12 protein-coding genes are annotated in these 21538 nt (G+C 39.1%); 6 read left to right on the forward strand and 6 right to left on the reverse strand.

From position 1 onward, the window contains the following. Window positions 1-15 precede the first annotated feature (15 nt). The 4 genes from LXL81_RS21125 to LXL81_RS21140 all read right to left on the reverse strand — a co-directional run bounded on the left by LXL81_RS21125 (window position 16) and on the right by LXL81_RS21140 (window position 7734). Window positions 16-1299 (reverse strand): TIM barrel protein, encoded by a 1284-nt coding sequence (locus LXL81_RS21125; RefSeq protein WP_234648753.1) that lies wholly within the window; start codon window positions 1297-1299, stop codon window positions 16-18. A 126-nt stretch (window positions 1300-1425) separates the two neighbouring features. Beyond that, entirely contained in the window at window positions 1426-3549 is a 2124-nt protein-coding gene (locus LXL81_RS21130) for a bifunctional aldolase/short-chain dehydrogenase (RefSeq protein WP_234648754.1), read from the reverse strand. A gap of 234 nt (window positions 3550-3783) precedes the next feature. Then, on the reverse strand, window positions 3784-5397 hold the full coding sequence (locus LXL81_RS21135; RefSeq protein WP_234648755.1) for a T9SS type A sorting domain-containing protein: 1614 nt from the start codon (window positions 5395-5397) through the stop codon (window positions 3784-3786). A gap of 225 nt (window positions 5398-5622) precedes the next feature. Next, a complete protein-coding gene (locus LXL81_RS21140; protein ID WP_409013938.1) occupies window positions 5623-7734 on the reverse strand; it encodes a prolyl oligopeptidase family serine peptidase in 2112 nt (703 codons plus the stop codon). A gap of 238 nt (window positions 7735-7972) precedes the next feature. Here LXL81_RS21140 and LXL81_RS21145 point away from each other — a divergent pair, with 238 nt between their 5' ends. Beyond that, complete coding sequence (locus tag LXL81_RS21145; RefSeq protein WP_234648756.1) at window positions 7973-10384, forward strand: ATP-binding protein; 2412 nt, start codon at window positions 7973-7975, stop codon at window positions 10382-10384. Between the two features lie 4 nt (window positions 10385-10388). On the opposite strand, the gene LXL81_RS21150 is transcribed toward LXL81_RS21145, so the two are convergent. Next, complete coding sequence (locus LXL81_RS21150) at window positions 10389-12278, reverse strand: CocE/NonD family hydrolase (protein ID WP_234648757.1); 1890 nt, start codon at window positions 12276-12278, stop codon at window positions 10389-10391. 15 nt (window positions 12279-12293) lie between these two features. Continuing rightward, window positions 12294-13214, reverse strand: a complete 921-nt coding sequence (locus tag LXL81_RS21155) for a PE-PGRS family protein (RefSeq protein WP_234648758.1) — start codon at window positions 13212-13214, stop codon at window positions 12294-12296. 92 nt (window positions 13215-13306) lie between these two features. Here LXL81_RS21155 and aspS point away from each other — a divergent pair, with 92 nt between their 5' ends. The 5 genes from aspS to LXL81_RS21180 all read left to right on the forward strand — a co-directional run bounded on the left by aspS (window position 13307) and on the right by LXL81_RS21180 (window position 21484). Beyond that, the gene (gene aspS / locus LXL81_RS21160; RefSeq protein WP_234648759.1) at window positions 13307-15064 is read left to right on the forward strand and encodes an aspartate--tRNA ligase; all 1758 of its coding nucleotides are present in this window, start codon (window positions 13307-13309) and stop codon (window positions 15062-15064) included. 153 nt (window positions 15065-15217) lie between these two features. After that, window positions 15218-17656 carry an SLBB domain-containing protein gene (locus tag LXL81_RS21165; protein WP_234648760.1) on the forward strand — a complete coding sequence of 813 codons (2439 nt, stop codon included), beginning with the start codon at window positions 15218-15220 and terminating at the stop codon, window positions 17654-17656. Between the two features lie 3 nt (window positions 17657-17659). Beyond that, window positions 17660-18766: a lipopolysaccharide biosynthesis protein gene (locus tag LXL81_RS21170; protein WP_234648761.1), complete on the forward strand. Its 1107-nt coding sequence runs from the start codon at window positions 17660-17662 to the stop codon at window positions 18764-18766. A gap of 203 nt (window positions 18767-18969) precedes the next feature. Beyond that, window positions 18970-20271 (forward strand): flippase, encoded by a 1302-nt coding sequence (locus LXL81_RS21175; RefSeq protein ID WP_234648762.1) that lies wholly within the window; start codon window positions 18970-18972, stop codon window positions 20269-20271. 268 nt (window positions 20272-20539) lie between these two features. Beyond that, the gene (locus tag LXL81_RS21180) at window positions 20540-21484 is read left to right on the forward strand and encodes a hypothetical protein (protein WP_234648763.1); all 945 of its coding nucleotides are present in this window, start codon (window positions 20540-20542) and stop codon (window positions 21482-21484) included. Window positions 21485-21538: the final 54 nt, after the last annotated feature.

Genomic DNA, 21538 nt, shown 5'->3' on the forward strand with positions numbered 1-21538 from the left:
TATTTTTGTAGTTAATTAAAGACCAGTCGCTACGGTTACTAGGCCTCGCTCTGAAATCAGTCCGTTTCTTACCTTCAAATCTCTGAAAAGTCCGATTGGGTCCAGTGAGCCTCCGCTGTGTAACATCGCTTCCCGCACCAATGGACGCACATCGGTTCTGAACGCGTTCTGTAACAATTGCTGGGCCAAAACTACGTCATTTTCACCTCGTGCGATTTCGAGTTTTTTACTATCCAAAATCAGCGCCTGAGCATAAGATAATAAAATAGCTTCCACGGATTGAAGTAAATCTTCCAACGGATCTTTTACATTATGACTGGCATCGATCATCCATGCAAAACCATCGCTGCCTTTTCCGGCCCGTTTCATTCCTTCCACCAATTCGACAAAAATCAGGAAAAGCATATACGGCCTGATACTACCTACCGTCAAATCATCATCTCCATATTTGGAATCATTAAAATGGAAACCAGCCAAACGGCCTTCCATCATCAATGTTGCTACAATTTGTTCGATGTTTGCATTAGGTAAATGATGGCCTAAATCTACCAGTACATCAGCTTTTGGCCCCAGTTTTTGACAAAATAATAACGAGCTTCCCCAATCCTGGATAACGGTTGAATAAAAATTCGGTTCGTAGGCTTTGTATTCTACAAATACTTTCCAGTCATCAGGCAATGCTGCATAAATTTCCTGCAACGATTCCAGTGTATTTTGAAATGATTTTACAAAATTAGATTGTCCCGGAAAACAAGATCCATCTGAAAGCCAGATTGATAAAGCCTTTGAGCCTAATTCCTTTCCGTATTTGATTACTTCAATATTATGATCAACAGCCTGCTTGCGCACCTTTGGGTCAACATGTGAAAGTGACCCATATTTGTAAGATAATTCCTGATTTTTCTGATCCTGAAAAGTATTGGAATTTACTGCATCAAATTTCAGATCAAGTGAAGAAGCCAGCTGGATCATCGCATCCGCATCCTTTGGTATATCCCACGGAATATGTAAAGAAATAGATCCGCTTGAACGGTTCAATGCGTGTAAAATTCCAACATCTTCAATTTTTTCTTCAAGAGAACCCGGCTCACCAGCTCCTGAAAAACGACCGAATCGTGTTCCACCAGTCCCCAAAGCCCAGCTTGGAATTGCCACCTGAAATGCCTGTAATGTTTTTACGATCGCATTGGCATCGATACCCTGTTCACCCAGTTGTTCTTTGAGAAAAATAAACTGGTTATTATGTTTTCCCAGCACAGATTCATTATGCTGATCAATCCGGTATTGTTCTATTTTCATCTTTTTGACATTAAAGATTTAAAAATAAGCCTGATAACAATGGCCTTGAAAATTGGAATATCATTTTAAAACGAAAGCTGTGCCAAAAGCAGGATTTACTTTTGACACAGCTTTTTATTTCAAAGGCTAGCGAACAAATGCCGCAGGAACACCACCGTCAATATTCAGAACATTACCGGTACTTTTTCCTAACAATCCGCCAACGAATACAAAAACTCCGTTTGCAATATCTTCGGTATGAATTTCAGCATTCAAAACGGTACGTTTTGCATAATAAGCTGGCAACTCTTCAATTTTGATACCATAAGCTTTTGCGCGTCCGGCTGCCCATCCGCTTTCCCAGATTTTACTTCCGGAAATTACGGCATCAGGGTTAACAATATTAACACGGATTTTGTCACCCCCTAATTCTGCTGCCAATAGACGAGACATGTGTTGCTGCGCCGCTTTTGCAGTTCCGTAAGCTACGTTGTTAGGTCCTGAAACCAAACCGTTTTTACTTGCAATGTTGATAATATCACCGCCCAAGCCTTGCTGACGCATGATAGCCACGGCTTCCTGAGAAACCAGGAACTGACCTTTTACCAAAACATCCTGCAAAATATCCCAGTCCTTGATGGTCGTTTCGGCAAGCGGTTTTGAAATCGAAAGTCCTGCGCAGTTTACCACGATATCCACGCCACCGAATTTCAGTTTTGTAACATGGAAAGCTGCATTGATCTGATCTACTTCCAGAACGTTTGCATTGGCAGTAGCTGAAAAATCTTTACCGAATTTACTATCAAATTCACTTTTTGTTTCAGCAAGTGCTTTGTCATCAATATCTGAAATTACTACGCAAGCACCTTCTTCCAGAAATTTCTGTGCAATTGCTTTTCCGATTCCACCTGATCCGCCGGTAACAATTGCCACTTTACGGGAAAGTGATTTTTCTTTCGGCATACGCTGTAATTTCGCTTCTTCAAGCAACCAGTATTCAATATCGAAAGCTTCCTGTTCCGGTAGAGAAACATAAGAAGAAACCGCTTCCGCACCTTTCATAACATTGATTGCATTGGTATAAAATTCAGCAGCAACGCGCGCCGTTTGTTTGTCTTTTGCAAAAGAGAACATACCAACGCCTGGATACAAAATAATAACCGGGTTCGGATCACGCACGGCCGGACTGTTATCATGTTTACAACGATCATAATATGCCTGATAATCGGCACGATATGCTTCAAATTGTGGACGGATATGATCTAAAATTGCTGTTGCATCTAGCGCCAGAGTTTCCGCAGGAAGATCCAGAACCAAGGGACGGATTTTAGTGCGTAGAAAGTGATCAGGGCAACTTGTTCCAAGGGGAGCCAGTTTGTCAAGATCATTGCTGTTGATAAATTCCAGCACACGGGCATCATCTGTGAAATGTCCAACCATCGTCTGGCGGTCAGAAGCCAAACCTCTCAAATAAGGAGCAAGCTGTCCGGCTACTTCCAGACGACGAGCTGCATCCAAACTTTCCTGTTTTGCTCCGCCAAACACAGGACGGTTTTTGCCATAATTTGCTTCAAGATATTCCGAAGCTTTCTCGATTACATCAAGCGTATTGATATAAGATTCGTAAGCAGTATCACCCCAGGTAAATAATCCGTGACCGCCTAAAACGATTCCGCGAATTCCCGGATTGTCAGCCAGCGCTTTTTCCAGTTTCAACCCAAGGTCAAAACCTGGACGCTGCCAGGGCACCCACGCCAGTTCTCCTTTAAATAATTCCTTCGTAATTGCTTCGCCTTCTTTGGAAGCTGCGATGGCAATTAGTGCGTCAGGGTGTAAATGATCAATATGTTTGAAAGGGAGCAGTCCGTGTAGGGGCGTATCAATAGACGGTGCTTTTGATTTGAGATCATAAATACAATGATTGAAAAGCTCAACCATTTCATCTTCAAATTCAAGACCGCGATATATATTTTTCAATGCATGCAGACGGTTTTGATAAAGACCGGCAAGGCCGCTTCTTTTCAATGTACCAATATCTCCGCCAGAGCCTTTAATCCACATTACTTCAACAGGGTTACCTGTCAATGGATCTTTTTCAATTGTTTTGCAACTGGTATTTCCACCTGCATAGTTAGTAAGACGAAGGTCCGCTCCCAACAAATTGGAACGATATAAAAGCAGTTCCACCTGGTCGTCGCCAAGAGAAGCTGCTTTCGCTTCATCCCATAAATAGCTCACATATTTGTACTGCTCTGCTGTTGAACTGCTCATATTATTTTGTTTTAAAGATCGCTTTTAAGTTAGAATTTTGGAATGAGTAAGCTTTTGCTATGTCAGCTATTTTACTTCTAATTTACAATACAAGATTAGAAAACTTAGGTGTTCGTACCGTCCTGTGGTATCCTGCACACAGGAATTATATAAGACTTTCTGGTAACAATTCTAATTACAAGAGCCGCAACAAATATTTGCTGCGGCTCTTGTACTGATCAGTTTTGTCAAAGTCTAGTTCTGAATTACAATCTTTCTGGTTTCTTCACCTACTTTTATGATGTATAAACCATTAGAAAAATTGCTGGTATTAATTGGCTGTAATGGTCTCAATTTCTGTTCCAATACCACCCGTCCTTCCATATTATGCATGATGATACTTTCTTCTTTTTCCAACCCTGAAACAAATAATTGTTCTTTCACAGGATTGGGATAGACACTTAGTCTGTCATTGTCCTTCTTTACAAAAATGATTCTGGAGTATTCAAACTTCCCGTCGTAGTCGATTTGCTTTAAACGGTAGTATGTAAGTGGAAGAGGATTTTTGTCTAGAAAACTGTAATCGTTTGTTACTTTGCTATCGCCGCTCCCATCGATGAAACCGATATTTTCGAAGATTATTGCGTCTTTGCTGCGTTGTATTTCGAAGCCTTTGTTAGTGGTTTCGGAGGTTGTTTGCCAGGTAAGGAAAGTTATTGTGGATTTATTTTTCCCTTCAAAAGCAACCATGGTAACAGGCAAAGGAATTTCATAATTTTTACTGGTTAATGTCAAATTAGCAGCAACACTGTTCGTTACAATTACTTTGTAAGTACCTGCGCCTGTAACAGTGTAACTTTCATTGCCAATATTTGTGGCAACAAGTTGATTGTCCTTATACCACTTATATGTGTTGTTGGTAACAGTACCACCAGCATTCACGGAAAGAACACCGCTTGTTTCTGTAATTGGTATATTCTTTTGACCATAATAGGAGTCTAAACGGCTTATATTAGCTTCAATGCCGTCAAAAGTAAATGAATTGTCTCTGATATAAACAGAAGCTGAAATGGGTATTGCCGATAGATCGGGAATAGTACCTCCAAGTAAACCTTTTGAATCATAACCTCTTTCAAAATCAGTAACATAACTTAAATCCAATAAAGTAATGTTAGACAACTGACTAAAACTGGGAGGAATTGATCCACTTAATAAATTCCCTGCTAAATTTAAGTATTCAAGACTTGTTAAATTGTAAAATACATCAGGAATACTACCATTCAAATTTTGAAGTGATAGATCCAGATATTTTAAATTTACCAGGTTACCCAGACTTGACGGGAAACTTCCTTCGAGGGTACCAATTGGATCAAAACCAACATCAACCGGTACGTAGTTAATATTTAAATAAGTTAATTTAATTAGGTTACCGATACTAGAAGGAATAGATCCGGAAAATTTATTCCCTCCCAGGTCAAGATATTCCAGATTTGACAAATTGCCTATTTGTGCAGGTATTGTTCCACTTATCGTAAGATAGGCACCTTGTAGCCATAAGGGGTCATTTCCTTTTAAATTAAGTGAAACTAGCGCAGACAAATTCCCAATATCAGCAGGCAATGACCCTGTTAAGCTATTGTTCTCAAGGTTCAACTCTGTCACTCTGTTATCCTTGCACGTTACTCCAAACCACCCGCATGGGCTATCTCCGGTAGGGCCTCCTGGATTCCATCCTGTCTTATTTATCCATCCTGCTCCATTTGTGCTGTTATAAAGAGAAAGTAAAGCGAGCCTGTCGTCTTCCAATGTCTGCCCAGAACTAACTGTAACCGAAAAAAGGAAGGCCAAAATAAAGCAATAATGTTTCATAGTGTTTTTATAAGTGTGAAATTAAAATGCAAGACAACGCAAATCAAGTAGAATGAAACATTGTCATTCTCGCAGGATCTTTAAGAGAAGTTATTCAAAAACGTTGAAGTCATCGGCTGTTACGTGTTCTTATGCCTAATCAAATTTTAAACAAAAAAACCGTTTATCAAATTATTTGCTTAATAATTTGATAAACGGTTACTTATATTAGACGTAAAACTAGAGTTACTTCCAGCTTAACCCCATATTATAAAATAAAAACGCATATATATCCGCCTGTGTTTCCAAAGCCTTTTTCGTATTACTGGCCCCATGTCCGGAATTGGTATCAATCCTGATTAAAAGTGGGTTCGTAGATGATGTTCCTGCTTTTTCCTGTAATTCAGCTGCGTATTTAAATGAATGCGCAGGAACAACCCGGTCGTCATGATCGGCTGTGGTGATCATCGTTGCAGGATAATTGACACCAGTTTTGATATTGTGCAATGGAGAATAAGCATAAATCACTTTAAATTCGTCGGCATTATCACTGCTTCCATAATCTGCAATCCAGTTCCAGCCAATTGTAAACTTATGGAAACGAAGCATATCCATAACGCCTACCGCAGGGAAAGCTACTTTGAATAATTCCGGGCGCTGGTTCATAACCGCACCAACCAGCAAACCTCCGTTTGATCCACCCTGAATAGCCAGATGGGCCGGCGAAGTATATTTCTCTTTGATCAGAAATTCAGCGGCAGCGATGAAATCATCAAAAACATTTTGTTTTTTTAGTTTCATACCTTGTTCATGCCATTTTTCACCATATTCACTTCCTCCACGTAAATTAGCCTGCACATACACACCACCCTGATCTAAAAACGGAATACGTGTAGGACTAAACGCAGGTGTCAGACTGATATTGAAACCGCCATACCCGTAAAGAATTGTCGGATTGGACCCATCCAGTTTCAACCCTTTTTTATACGTGATAAATGCCGGAATTTTCGTACCATCCTTGCTTGGATAGAAGACCTGTTTGGTTTCATAATCATTTGGTTTGAAGGAGACTTCCGGTTCGCGAAAAACATCACTTTTCTTTGAAGCGATATCATACCTGAAAATGGTCGGCGGATAATTGAAGGAAGTGTAGGTGTAGAAAACAAAGGTATCTTCCTTTTCTCCCCCAAAACCACCAACTGTTCCCAGACCAGGAAGTTGAACTTCGTTTTCCAATTTTCCTTTCAGATCATAAACGTATACCCTCGATGTCACATCTTTGGAATATGAAGCAAATAATTTTCCACCCGCAGATCCGGCGCCTTGAAGCGGTTCCGATTTTTCCGGTAAAAACGGCTTCCAGCTTTTCGTTTTTGATTCATAAAATAATATTTTGCTGTTAGGTGCATTTTCATTGGTTTCCACCAAAAATCCTCCTTCAACATTTTCAATAATACCAAAACTAAAATCGGTAATTTCTTCTTTGATGGCAGTGAACTTTGTTTCCCCTTTTTTCATCACCCACAATCCGTTTCCATCCTTTCCTTTTCCACGGTCACTAACCGATAGAACAGCATATTGCTCGTCTTCCGTCGTACCCACAGTATGGAAACGCTGTCCGTTTGCTGCATCTTCAAAAATTAACTTATCGGTTGCTTGTTCTGTACCAACTTTGTGATAAAATACCTGGTGATTTTCATTTTTAGCAGCCAGTGCGCTGCCTTCCGGTTTTGGATAACGGCTGTAATAAAAGCCATCGCCCTGCCATGCAGCACCAGAAATTTTCACCCATTCTACTTTATCGGAAAGCATTTTCAGGGTTTTCATATCCATAACCTGATATTCCTGCCAGTCTGAGCCACCTTTGGAAAAGCCAAGGATGGCGTGATTTCCGTTTTTTGATAAACTAAAAACCGTCAGTCTGGTTGTTCCGTCTGATGAAAGTTTATTTGGATCCAAAACTTCTTCGGGTGCTCCGTTTAAACCTTTTTGCCTGTATAATACGGCCTGATTTTGCAACCCATCGTTTTTATAGAAATAAAAATAATCTCCTTTTTTAGTTGGGGCTGAATATTTTGGATAGTTATAAGCCTTTTCAAGGTCGGTGAATATCTTTCCCTTAAATGGAATTTTGTCAAGATATTCAAAAGTAACTTCATTTTCAGCCTTCACCCAGGCGGCGGTTTCGGCAGAGCGGTCATCTTCAAGCCAATGATATGGGTCCGAAACTTTTGTCCCATGATATTCATCAATATGGTCGACCTGATTTGTCTTCGGATAATTTATTTTTTGAGCCGAGCCATTTGCAGCAAATAAGGTGGCGGTGATTACAGTCATTCCAAAAAATTTAAAAGTCATAGAATTATAATGTTTGTATTCAACATAAAGTGACATCTCTTCATTACCACAGGATAAATTTATTTATTTTTTCATGCCGTTTTGTTTTTTTGCTCAGTAAAAAACCCCATTTTTAATATTTTGATTGCCTGGATAACTTTCAGGATTTAGTTTAATATTCAGCATTATAACAATAATCCGACAGGGATTTCAGACATCAGTTACATAAATTCTGTATGTCAAACATTATTAGAAAAAAATGACACGGAATTGTGTATCTGGTTTGAGGTTAATGATTTTTGTCGCAATGATGGTCATGTTCTCATTTCCATCTTCTGCGTCGCAACCCATTTATGCACCAAAAGCAGTCAAAGGCATCCTTGACCTGCGAACAACAAAATTTAATAATACCCCAATTAATCTTAACGGAGAATGGACTTTTTACTGGAAACAGCTAAAAAAGACTTCACGCTCAGATATTTATCACGAATATGAAAACTTTCCTGAACTGTGGAGCAATGTTCTTTGGAAGGGAAAACCCATATCTTCCCAAGGGTTTGCAACCTACGAAGTCAAAATCCTTCTACCTAAAGAAAGAGATCAGCTAGCTTTCAAAATTCCGGATATGTATAGTGCCTATGCGTTGTATATCAATGGAAAACTGATTGCCAGAAACGGCACACCCGGCACATCCAAAGAAACCACAACGCCGTATTGGTCGACGCAGGTTAAACCATTTCTGGCAAAGGATACGCTAAACCTAAAACTATTCATCTCCAATTTTCATCATTCCAAAGGTGGTATCAGCAAACCGATTCAACTTGGCTTGTTCAACGAATTACAGGATAACACCAATCTGGATCATGCTTTTGACTTTCTTTTAACGGGTTGTATGCTCATGGGAGGACTGTATTTCCTGGGCTTGTATCTGCTTGGCCGCCATGATAAATCCACCCTTTATTTTTCTCTTTTCTGCTTCTTTTACAGTTACCGCATTGTGGGCGCCGGTGATTATACGCTCCATACTATATTTCCCTACATGGGCTGGCAACTTGCTATTCATCTGGAATATATTTCCTTGTTTATGGCTGTAGCCATGTTCGCACTTTACACGCTTTATCTATACCCAAAAGATACGCCTACAAAAATCCTGTTTGGGATGATTGGTGTCTGTTTTGCTTTTGCATTGATTACAACACTATCACCACCAATTCTTTTTACGCAGCTGATGAATCCATTCATTGCTCTGCTAATTCCCTATATCTTTTTTGCGATTTACATTTACTGGACTGCCTACCGGAATAACAGGATCGGAGCCAAATATGCTTTGCTTAGTACGATAGCGATATTTATCATAATCATTACTTTAATACTGGCTTACTATGACATCGCATACCCTCAGGAGCTGCTTTTATTTGCAGGATATCTTGTATTCTTCTTCTGCCAGTCGTTGATCTTATCGTTTCGGTTTGCCTTTACACTTAAAAAAGCAAAAGAAGATGCAGAGGTTGGATTGAAAGTGAAAAGCGAATTTTTAAGCACGATGAGCCATGAAATCCGTACGCCTCTTAATGCTGTTATCGGGATGACGCATCTGATGATGAAGGAAGACCCCAGGCCAGATCAAAAATCACATCTTGATGTGATGCTTTTCTCGGCAAAAAATCTGCTTACGATTGTCAATGATATCCTTGACTTCAGTACTATTGAAGAAGGTAAGATGCAGTTCCTGAGTATTCCAATTGACATTCAGGATCTTGTACATAAAATTGTTTCGGTACATAATGTCTCCGCAAAAGAGTTAAATATTGATTTGTTTGCCGAACTTGATAAGGCTTTGCCAAAAACGATAATTGGCGACCCGACAAGAATCACTCAGGTTGTCGGAAATCTTGTTCAGAATGCTATAAAATTCACAAAATCAGGTTGGGTCAAAATAAAGATTGACGTTGTCAGTAAAACTGAAAAAGAAATTACGCTGAAAATAGCCGTAGAAGATACCGGCATTGGTATCCCACCTGACAAGCAAAAAATAATATTTGAGCGCTTCACACAAATTGATTCTTCAACATCCAGGGTTTTTGGCGGTACCGGACTTGGACTTTCCGTAAGTAAGCATATGCTCGCACTGCAAGGATCGGAACTTTTGCTGGAAAGCGAGGAAGGAAAAGGTTCAACTTTTTATTTCATCCAGACTTTCCCTATTCCGGATGAACCTGAAATAGTGAAGCCCAAACAGACAAACGAGCCGGAAGAAAAGCCTCTGCAAGATTTGTGCGTACTAATTGTTGAGGATAACCGGATGAATGTGTTGGTTATCAAAAGTTTCCTGAAACGTTGGGGGGCAATTTCGGATATTGCCGTTAATGGGCTGGAAGCATTGGAAAAACTGGACGCGACCCGTCACCAAATCGTATTGATGGATCTGCACATGCCAGTTCTGGATGGTTATGAAGCAACAAAACAACTTAGAGAGCGGGGCGAGACGCTTCCGATTGTAGCAGTTACCGCAAGCCTTGCACAAGACTCAAAATCAAAAATGTTTGAGATTGGTATGAGTGATATTATTTCAAAACCGATTGATCCGGAAAAGTTGCTGGGTGTCATTATCGAACAAACTAAAATAAAAAAGACGGATGAGAAAGATTCCCACTCGTCCGGTAATTATTAGGTTTTTATTTTATGACATCAACTGTCAGGCCGCTTTCTGCACCTGTCTGATGATAGATTCTTTGCGTTGCTTTGATAAAATCGGATGGTTCTGCCTTATAAATATTGGCTACATATTTCTGCGGATTACGGTCAAACAAAGGAAAAACCGTACTTTGAACCTGAACCATTACCCGGTGTCCTTTTTTGAAAGTGTGTAAAACATCCTGCAAACGGAAATTAACGTCGGTTAATTTTCCCGCCACTAATGGTTCCGGTTTTTCCATACTGTTTCGGAAACGAGATCTTACAATTTCACTGCGTACCATCTGCTGATAACCTGCCATCACAACTTTTGGGTTAGGCTGAAATTCATTATTTTTTTCATCATCCGGATAAACATCAATCAGTTTGACAAAAAAGTCAGCGTCTGTTCCTGTGGTACTGATTTTAAGCTGAGCCAGGATTTCACCTCCCAAAGTCATGTCTTCGGTTAATACATCCGTTTTGAATACAAGCACATCCGGTCTTGTTGAAGCAAAACGCTGATCTTCCGACATGTATTCAAAAGGGGTAAAACCTGACATCTGTTTGTAATTTTCAGTATATGGAACCGGCTTCATCGGATCACTTACATATTCACTAAACGACTTTGCAGCAGCTGGTTTTTCAAAACTTAACTTTCCATCAGCCTGGAAAAACAATTTCTTTTTCTGCACATTAGCCACCGGCCATTTGTCGTAAGTCTCCCATTTCTTTTTCCCCGTATCAAAAAGATAAGCTTCCGGCAACCCGGTTTTTCCGTCACCGGCACCTTTTAGAAAATGGTTGAAGAATTTACCTTCAATTGTATTTTGATAAAAAGTTGCGATACTATCTCCAAAATAAATATCATTATGGAAAGTATGTCCCGTTTCCCGGCTCCATCTTCCGTGCCCGAATGGCCCAACAACCAATGTGTTATAAATCCCCGGATTATTCTTTTCAATGGTTTTGTAAGTATTCAGCGGGCCGTACAAATCTTCTGCATCAAACCAGCCTCCAACGGTCATAAACGCATGTTTTAAACCTTTCAAATGCGGAAGGATATCCCTTTTTTGCCAGAATTCATCTTTATTAGGATGGTCGACCGTTTCCTGCCAGAAAAAGTTTTTCGAATAATACTTATCAAAATTTTTCAACGGTCCCATATTCAGGTTGAAGGTATAACCGTCTGGTGTTGGTTTGATAAAATCATTCTCAAACCAGGAAGCTGCTGTCGGCTCAGATGGTTTGATACCAAAAACAGGAAAAGTCAGATAATAACCTTGTGTAAAAACACCATTGTGGTGAAAATCGTCATAGAAAAAATCCGAAATCGGTGCCTGCGGTGAAGATGCTTTCAAGGCCGGATGATCACACAAAGCGCTTGCCGTGGTATAAAATCCGGGATAAGAAATTCCCCATTGCCCCACTCTACCGTTATTATTGGCGATGTTTTTCAAAAGCCAGTCAATCGTATCATAAGTGTCAGATGCCTCGTCGACATCTGTTTTGTTTTTCTTGGTATCAATATGAGGTGTCATGTTTGTCCAGACACCTTCACTTTTATAACGTCCGCGAACATCCTGATAAACAAAAATATATTTCTCTCGCATCAGCATGGTACTTGGCCCTAACCGTGCAGGATATACTTCCTCACCATAAGGTGCCACGCTATAACACGTCCGCTGCATCAAAAAAGGATATTTATTGGCCGCCGCTGCATCTTTTGGAGCATATACAATCGTATGCAGTTTAATTCCGTCCCGCATCGGAATGTCATACTCCTTTTTGGAATAATTTTCTTTAACAAAATTATCAGGAGCAACAGATGTTTGTGCCCGGGCTAAAAATCCAGCCCATAAAAAAGCAATAGTTAGAAAGTTTTTGAACATAAAAAGGAGTGATATTTATTTTCTGAGATAATAACTTAACGAAACACTTGCGGCCTGTCCTATTTCGCCCAAAGTATAAAAACCTTTGGCTTCACGGTCAAAGGTTATACCCTCTGCCTGAGGTTCCGCAGCAGTAATCAGTGTTTTTTTAGGTGTCTGTGAAAGTGTCTGCCCAACGGTTTCGCCGGATTTTCTTTGCCAGTAAAAAACAGAGGTATAATTCCTGATCAGTATTTCATTTCCATCGTAGGAAATACTTCCGTCCGTTGTGAAGATAACCGAAGGAATACTACCGATTTTCTCGGCGGTAATTGTTGCAGATGTAGACTGTGGATAAGCAAGCCGGTAAATATTGGCTTTGTCCAGTTCCTTTGAAATGATAAAAAGATCTTTTGTAACCGGATCCAGCAGCAAAGTTTCTGCGTCCCTTGGACCATCCGGATAGCTAAATGTTATTTTTTCAAGCTTATCCTGACTAAATGATCCTGACATATCGCTGATTTCGGGAATGCGATAAATGATATTGCTAGTGGTCATCGGCGAATTATTATTTCCTATTTCACCAATATAAAGATAGTTTGTACCATCAGCTGGTCCCGGCCCACTCGCCATCGCTTCCCAATCATGGTTGACTGAACCCGGCACATTAAACTCTTTTATCGTTTTCCCATCTGTACTTAAAAGATACAACGAATTGGGATTTCCTGAGTCCAGTAATGTCCAGATATAACCGTTCATGGTAGCACTGCCCGCCAATCCTGATGCTTCATTAATAATTCCCGGCGTGATTGGAAACTTCTGGGGAACCGTTTCGAAATCAGAAGAACGCCCTGTCACCGGATCAACCTCAGAATCACCACAGCTAATTGAAAAACCGGCAATAGTGATTAAAAATAAAATATTTACGAGTTTAATTTTCACTTTATATAATTTCATAAAAAACACTTCATGTTAGATTTGCTAAAAATACGTACTTTTGCGCCATTTATTATCAGGCAGTATCTTTATATCAGTATTAAAATAATTATATGTTACGTACACATACCTGTGGTGAGTTAAGCTTAGAGCATGTAAATCAAGATGTTATATTGTGTGGGTGGGTTCAGAGAATCCGTGATAAGGGGGGAATGGTATGGCTGGATTTACGTGACCGTTATGGTTTGACACAACTTCTTTTTGAAGAAGGTAAAACACCACCTGAGGTATTGGAAACCGCCCGCTCATTGGGTCGTGAATTTGTGATCTCTACAAAAGGCGAAGTAATCGAGCGTCTTTCCAAAAATGATAAAATCGCAACAGGTTCTATTGAAATCCGTGTTTCGGAACTTACGGTATTAAATCCTGCAAAATTACCTCCGTTTTTGATTGAAGATGAAACTGATGGCGGTGATGATATCCGTATGAAATACCGCTATCTGGATTTGCGTCGTAATGCTGTTCGTAAAAATCTTGAATTACGCCACCAGGTTGCACGTCATACCCGTTCATATCTGGACAATCTTAATTTTATCGAGGTTGAAACGCCGGTTCTGATAAAATCCACTCCGGAAGGTGCGCGTGATTTTGTCGTACCAAGCCGTATGAATCCGGGTGAATTTTATGCGTTGCCACAATCACCGCAAACGTTCAAACAACTTTTGATGGTTGCCGGTTTTGACCGTTACTATCAGATTGTAAAATGTTTTCGCGATGAAGATCTGCGTGCTGACCGTCAGCCTGAATTCACACAAATTGACTGCGAAATGTCATTTGTGACACAAGAAGATATCCTGAATACTTTTGAAGGTTTGATCCGTAATTTGTTCAGTAAAGTGAAGGGTATTGAGCTTCCTGAAGTTCCGCGTATGACCTATGCCGATGCGATGCGTTTGTACGGATCGGACAAACCTGATATCCGTTTTGATATGAAGTTTGTGGAACTAAAAGGGGCTGATCAGGATCTTACTTCCGGAAAAAGTTTTGGCGTTTTTGATGACGCAGAACTGGTAGTTGGCGTTTGTGCTCCGGGTTGCGCTGTATATACACGTAAACAAATGGATGAGCTGACCGACTGGGTGAAACGTCCTCAGATCGGTGCGAAAGGATTGATATATGTTCGTTATAATGAAGACGGAACGGTTAAATCTTCTGTTGATAAATTTTATTCCGAAGAAGATCTAAGAAAATGGGTTGCTGCATTTGACGCTAAACCTGGTGATTTGATCCTGTTAATATCCGGACAAGCTGACAAAGCCCGCAAGCAGCTTAATGAAGTGAGACTGGAAATGGGATCACGTCTTGGTTTCCGTAATCCTGATGATTACCGCGTGTTATGGGTTCTTGACTTCCCACTTTTAGAATATGGAGAAGCAGAGAACCGCTGGTTTGCAATGCACCATCCTTTCACAAGTCCGAAACCTGAAGATATTTCTTTGCTGGCAACCGATCTTGGAGCTGTGCGCGCTAATGCTTATGATATGGTTATCAACGGCGTTGAAGTTGGTGGTGGCTCAGTCCGTATCTTTGAACGTGATTTGCAGCAGCAAATGTTTGAAGTACTGGGTTTCAGCCCGGAAGAAGCGCAAAATCAATTTGGCTTCCTGATGAATGCCTTTGAATTTGGTGCACCACCACATGCGGGGATAGCCTTTGGATTTGACCGTCTTTGCTCGCTTTTCGGAGGTGTAGATTCTATCAGAGACTTCATAGCTTTCCCAAAAAATAATTCAGGACGTGACGTAATGATTGATTCACCGTCTACTATTGACGATAAGCAATTAAAAGAGTTGTCTATTCAGGTAAAATAGTTTGAAAGCGATAACCCTGACAGCTTAATCTTCCTTCAAAAAATTACAGCTTATAATATAATTAGATTTTGTAGTTTTGTCAGGCACCGAAGAGAAGATGGTTCAATAGTTGTGAATAATTGATATATATTAAATTGTCATAAAATACACTACATGCATTATTTATTATCAGCGAAGTTGCGAAGAAGTATTTTGTCAACTTTCATTATTTTACTCAGCTTTAATTCGTTTGCTCAAAATACGGCACCACAATCTACACAAACACAGCCAGCAGCTACTACACAGCCAGCACAAACAGCACCTGCTCAAAAAGTAGATCCAGCGCAGATTTCAAATCAACAGGCCGTTGACTTTTACAAACAGGCAAAAACCTCAGGCATGTCCGATATGGATATTGAAAGGGCTGCATTGCAAAAGGGATATACCCTTGACCAAATTTCTGCCATGCGGAAGCGTTTGCTAAACCCGGACAAAAATGCTAAGGAAGTAAAAAATCCTAACAGAGAAGCACTTGATGAAACCCGCGAGCAAAATGAAAGAGATACAGAATCTAATAATGAAAAGGATTCTACCAATTCTCAAAAAGCCACTGTTAGAAAAGAAAACAGGACTTTTGGCGCATCTTTTTTTTCAACGTCTGCGAATAGTTTCGAACCCAATTTAAGAATTGCTACGCCAAGAAATTACATTCTAGGACCTGAGGATGAACTGGTTGTCGACATTTACGGGAACTATGTTGATAATTTTAAAATGAAAATCAGTCCGGAGGGAACTGTTAAAATGTTAAACCTTGCACCTGTCTATGTAAACGGAATGACAATTGAACAGGCAACAGAACGGATTGTAAGCAGACTAAGACAAGCCTACTCCTCCTTAAATCGGCCGGGTTCAGGAACATATTTGTCACTTACATTAGGAAACGTACGAAGTATCAGTGTGCTGATCACTGGTGAAGCAGCACGCCCTGGTACCTATACTGTTTCTTCACTGGCGACTGCTTTCAATGCGCTTTCAGTTTCAGGAGGACCTAATGAAAACGGATCATATAGAAACATTGAGATTATAAGGAATAATAAAATTCTGAAAAAAATTGATTTGTACCATTTTCTTGTGGATGCAGATCTGAAGGACAATATTGCGTTACAAGATCAGGACATTATCCTGATACGTCCTTACGACTCACGTATAGAATTAAAAGGTGAATTTAAGCGGCAGGGTATATTCGAAGCCAAATCCGGTGAAAAATTTATGGACCTGGTCAGATATGCCGGTGGTTTTACGCCGGAAGCGTATACCTCGCTTTTTACATATCAAAGAAATACAGGAACAAATTACATTATTGGCAGTATTGATTCAACTCAGATGCTAACCTTTACTCCTCGTAATGGTGACATTTTTACTGTGAGAAAGATTTTAGATGCAGTTAGCAATCAGGTTGAAGTACGCGGTGCTGTTACTATTCCTGGTAATTATGCACTTGAAGAACGTTGTAACACTGTGTTAAAACTTATAAGCCTGGCGCAAGGATTAAGCCAGAGAGCTTTTTTAAACAGGGCCATCCTTGAAAGGGTAAGCGGAGATACACAAACGGGTATTATTGCCATTGATCTGAGAAAACTTATTAATAAAGAAATTAACGATATTCCTTTACAACCAGGAGATATATTAACCATAAAGTCAATTGAAGATTTAAAAGAATTTACTTATTTATCCATATCAGGTTCTGTTATAAATCCCGGTAATTATTACTATTATAAAGATATAACCATTGCTGATTTGATTTTTCAGGCAGGGGGATATACCGAAGGAGGGGTACCGTATCGTATCGAGGTTTCCCGCCGTATAAAAAATGATACATTGGATCTACCTTCGACCCAGAATGTTCGTATTTTCACAATGGAAGTAACCGATAAGCTGGCGCTGAATTCTGAGGATCAGAAGTTCAAACTGTTTCCATATGACATTATCACAGTCCGTAAGTCTCCCAGGTATGAAAGCCAAAAACTTGTGACAATTCTGGGAGAAGTTAAATATCCAGGGAAGTATACGATAGTTTCAAACTTTGAACGGATCACTGACTTATTTCCGAAAGCAGGTGGATTAAAACCAGAGGCTTATTTGAGAGGGGCCAAGTTTTACAGAAATCAAGAACTGGTTGCAGTCGATTTAGACGCAATTACCCGCAAGCCTACGCTTCCAGCTAATCTTCTATTGCTTAATGGAGACACGCTGATGATACCCCGGCAATCTGAAACAGTCCGCATCCAGGGAGCGGTACAAAACCCATCTCTGGTTAACTTTGACTCTGAATTTTCATTTGAAGAATACATTTCTCAAGCTGGTGGTTATGCTGAACAGGCCTGGAAAAACCGTATATACGTATCTTATCCGAATGGACGGACACACAGAATGAAAAGATTTCTTTTCTTTAAATCGTATCCAACCGTAGAGCCGGGATCTACGATTATAATACCTCAAAAGGCAATAAATCAACATGAAAAAACACCTGGTGAGCGGGTTGCCTTATATTCTTTCCTTCTCTCATCCGTAAGCACATTAACACTCCTCTTTATTAGTCTGAATAATAAATAACCAATGGATCATCCTAAGATTAATATGCCTGATGCCCAAGTTGAAACAATTAAAAAATCAGGTTCAAACTTGGATATAAGGTTTGAAGATATAATAGCTTTCTTCGGGAAACATTTGTTTTCATTGATTGTTTTTGCATTTATCGCCGGGGTTGCGGGATTTGGGTTTAGCTATTCTTTCCCTAAAACCTATCAGTCTAATATTACGATGCTGCCAGAATATGGTGGTGCCAAGAAAAGTTCTCTTGCCATGCTTGCTGGTGGAAATAATTCAGAGGGAGCAGAAAAGTTACTTCCTGATCTTTATCCGGTTATATTAGCCAGCTCTCCTTTTGGAATATATCTTTTAAAGCAACCGGTTACAGATCAATATGGTCATACGTACAAATCGTTTGAATTGTTTCTAAAACGGGATTCTACGCAGAGTTCTCTTACCAGTTTACTCCCAAGTTCACCAACAAAAACTGAGAAGTCCGTTAAACTTTCAGATCCCAATATCCTTCTTCTTTCGGCACCTGAAGCTGGAAATATCAGGATGGCAATGGGTCTGATATCTTCTTCCATAGACTCAAAAGCAGGTGTTATAACGATATCAGCAGAAACTGAGGATCCGGTAGTTTCCGCCATCCTGGTTGAAGCTTCAAAAAATTATCTTATAAATTATGTTGAAGAATATAGAACAGCTAAGGCTTTACAGCAGGTAAACCTGCTTAAAGATCAAATGGCATCTTCTAATGTTAGATTCAGAAAGGCAGAATATACACTTCAGAGTTATAGAGATCGAAATCGGAATGCATTCCTAAATGTAGCCCAGATTGAAGAGCAAAGATTACAATCCGATTACCTACTTGCACAGTCCTTGCATGAGGATTTAGTTCGTCGTTACGAACAAGCATTGAATAAAGTGAAAGAAGAAAAGCCTGTTTTTAAGGTTCTTGAACCGGTAACAGTTCCATTAGCCAAAAGTAACCCTAAACGGTTACGCTTCTTTTTTATCTCAGCATTTTTGGGAGGTGTGTTGTGTTTGGCTTACATCCTTTTATTTAAGAAGAACATTTCAAAGCCAATTATTCGTTCTCCCTTCAAGTCAGGATTGATAGTAAATTCGTAGATAGATTTAAAGGATAGTACTTATCTGCGAATAAGTATTATCGAAATTATTCATGGCCGTATTAACAGATGGCCATATTAACAGGTGGGTATATTCAGCAATATTATACATACTTATCCACTACGCTTTTAATATAAGTTAATCGAAATTCTTTTGTGCATAGGGAATAGCTAAACACGTTCAATTAATTTGTTACCAGGAGAGTGATTGCTAAAATAAAAATCATAAAATCCAGATTAGCTACTCCGGTAGTTATGAATATACTATGGTTATCCTTAGACAAAGTATTCAAACTTGCGGTCGGACTCATAGTAGGTATCTGGGTAGCTCGATATCTTGGGCCAAATCAATGGGGAGAGCTTAACTACGTCCTCGCTTTTGTAACCATTACAGCAACCGTAGCCAAGCTTGGTATGGATGGCTTTCTAGTAAAAGAAATTTTAGAAGATCCATTGCAAAAGAATGAAATCTTGGGTACCTCATTCTTGATGAGACTGGTCATCATTCCGGTTTTGTTTGGATCGGTATTAATCTACTTTAAAATACTTGATCTTAATTCTGATTATTACTGGTTACTGGCATTTTTGTCATTCAATTTATTTATTACTCCTTTTGATCTTATTGATCTGGATTTCCAGTCACGACTGCAATCCAAGCTTACTGTTGTAGCCAAAAATATAGCTTACGTTTTAGGAGCTTTGTTCAGAGTCTATTTGCTTATTAGCAACAAATCCCTTTTGTGGTTTGCAGCCGCAATGGGCTTTGAAGCAGCCCTATCGTACATTCTCCTAACCATTCTCTATCAAAGAAATAATAATATATTTCAATGGACATTTAATTCCGAATTGGCCAGGAAAATTTTAAAAACAGGCTGGCCTTTTACTTTGGCAAGCCTTGCAGTCATACTTTACATGCGGCTTGATCAGGTTATGCTTGGCTCAATGGTTGATGAGACACAATTAGGATATTTCAGTTCTGCTATAAAAATTTCAGACGTTTTTCTTTTCCTACCCATGGCTGTTTCAAGCAGTTACCTGCCTACATTAATAGAAGCAAAGAAAACAGGTTGGGAATTATTCATCAGAAAGAATCAGTTCTTTATTAATTGGATGATGCGAATTTCTGTGGTGTTTGCAATATTGGTGACTATCTTTTCGGATTTAATCATTCAGCAATTGTTTGGAACCGAATATATGCCTGCCTCCGGCATTCTGGTAATTCATATCTGGTCGTTGATACCCATATTTTTAGGTGTTGCAACAAGTCATTATTTAGTAATCGAAAATTTACAAAAGTTTAGTTTATACCGGACACTTATAGGTTTGATATTTAATGTTTTATTAAATTTATACCTTATCCCGAGATATGCAGCTTTTGGCGCTGCACTTGCGACAACTATTTCTCAACTTATAGCGTCAGTTTTTAGCATGGCTTTATTCAATCAAACCAGAATATTATTTAATATGCAGTTAAAAAGCATTACCATGCTATTTAACTTTCGCTAAACAATATCATAGACCGTCACATATAAATTGTCGCTTTCTGCAAAATTTATTACGGAGTGAGAAGAGCACTTTATAATCAATTAAAAAGTTATAAATTCTTTTTCATCTACAAATCCGAAAGGTAAAGTAGTTTTATTTATAGCTAAAAAACTCAACGATTAATTATTATAAGATGAATAAGGACAAGAACTTATTTAATATAAGATTAACTCTTTGAGATAAATAAACTGAAAAGTTAAATTCTATTAAATAATTTTATCCACATACTATGAATAACAAATTAGCTCCAGTCCTTCTTTTTGTTTTTAATCGTCCTTTACACACAAAAAAAACATTAGAAGCCTTGGCAGATAATCACCTCGCAAATGAATCAGTACTTTATATTTTTGCCGATGGACCCAAGGTGAATATGAATAAAGAGGACGTCAATAATATAAAACGTGTCAGAGAGTTAATTAAAGCACGCCAATGGTGTAAAAAAGTACATATTATTGAAAGTGATAAAAATAAGGGCCTTGCTAATTCAATAATTGACGGAGTAACAAAAATTGTAAATGAACATGAAAGAGTAATCGTTCTGGAAGATGACCTTATTACCTCAAGAAGTTTTTTGCAATTTATGAATGAAGCGCTTAATAAATATGCCGCAGAAGATAAAGTAATGCATGTGTCAGGTTATCAATTCCCTATTGACGTACCAGCATTAGGTAAAGCCTCTTTTATTCCAATCATAGCTTCTTGGGGATGGGGAACCTGGAAACGAGCGTGGAAACTTTTCGATCCATCCTCGGTTGGGTATGAACAGCTAAAGCAGAATAAGGATCTTACTTATAAGTTTGATCTTGGAGGTACTTATCCCTATTCTGATATGCTTATACAACAGATGGAAGAACAGACAATAAATTCCTGGGCAATTCGGTGGAGGTGGACCGTTTTCAAGAACGAAGGTATCTCCTTGTTTCCTGATCTGAGTTTGGTCAGAAATATAGGATTTGGAAAAGACGCCACCCATACCAAGGGGAGAAATCCATTTGAAACCTTTAACTTTAAATTAGATTATTCTATAAACTCTTATCCGACTATAATCCAGGAAAATAAACAGCTGACGTTAGCATTACAAAAATTATACAGAGATGTCGATCCTGCAAACAGGAGTCTGGCAACCAAAATCTGGAGAAGGCTATTATATGAACTTAGATCATTAACACACTAGCTTTGTTCTTTTTCACCATAAAGGATACAAAGAACTTTTATTCATACTTCATTA

Source organism: Dyadobacter sp. CY356 (genome assembly GCF_021440195.1).
In the GTDB taxonomy this organism is placed as follows: Bacteria; Bacteroidota; Bacteroidia; order Cytophagales; family Spirosomataceae; genus Dyadobacter.